This is a genomic window from Pseudomonas sp. BP01 (genome assembly GCF_022760795.1).
Taxonomy (GTDB): domain Bacteria; phylum Pseudomonadota; class Gammaproteobacteria; order Pseudomonadales; family Pseudomonadaceae; genus Aquipseudomonas; species Aquipseudomonas putida_Q.
The window spans coordinates 1-582 of sequence record NZ_JAFBKA010000073.1 but is presented as its reverse complement, the minus strand read 5'-3'; the positions used below and the strand labels follow the sequence as shown (position 1 = coordinate 582).

Below are 582 nucleotides of genomic sequence, written 5' to 3'. Positions count from 1 at the left end.
CGTGGAAGTTTGAAAACCTGAACCTGGACAAGACCCCAGTCAGCACCCAGGTCACCGACGAACCAGGCACCCCGGGCAACGAAGGCGATATCGTCAAGGTCACCATCACCGCTGACCAGGTATCGGTGGCCGAGAACGTCAAGCCGACCTTCACCGTGCACATCAACACCGCCCTGGCCCACGACCTGGTCGTGACCCTGAGCAACAATGCCCAAGTCACCATCAAGGCCGGTGAGACCAGCGCGCCGTACGAGCACACTGCACAGGGCGATGACGTCTACCAGGATGCTGGCGAAATCAGCCTGGGCATCAAGTCGGCGGTAGACGCTACCGGTGCTGCCTTCGAAAACCTGCAGTTGGGTGGTGACGCTTCGGTCAAAGTGACCGACACCATCGACGAGGTTGTGGCCAAGCTGACTGCAACGCCTTCGGTTACCGAAGGCGGCGAGATCACTTACACCATCACGCTGACCAACAAAGACGGCCTGCCGATCAACAACCATTCGGAGCTGTACTTCAAGCTGACCGATGGCACGACAGTCGTTGTGGCCGCCAACAGCACCACTGGCTCGGCCACTGCAA

General features: G+C 59.6%; 1 protein-coding gene. It reads left to right on the top strand.

Annotated elements, in window-relative coordinates; translation table 11 throughout:
• Positions 1–582, top strand: a 582-nt coding sequence (locus JOY50_RS28520) for an immunoglobulin-like domain-containing protein (RefSeq protein WP_243056170.1), incomplete at both ends; no start/stop codon positions are given.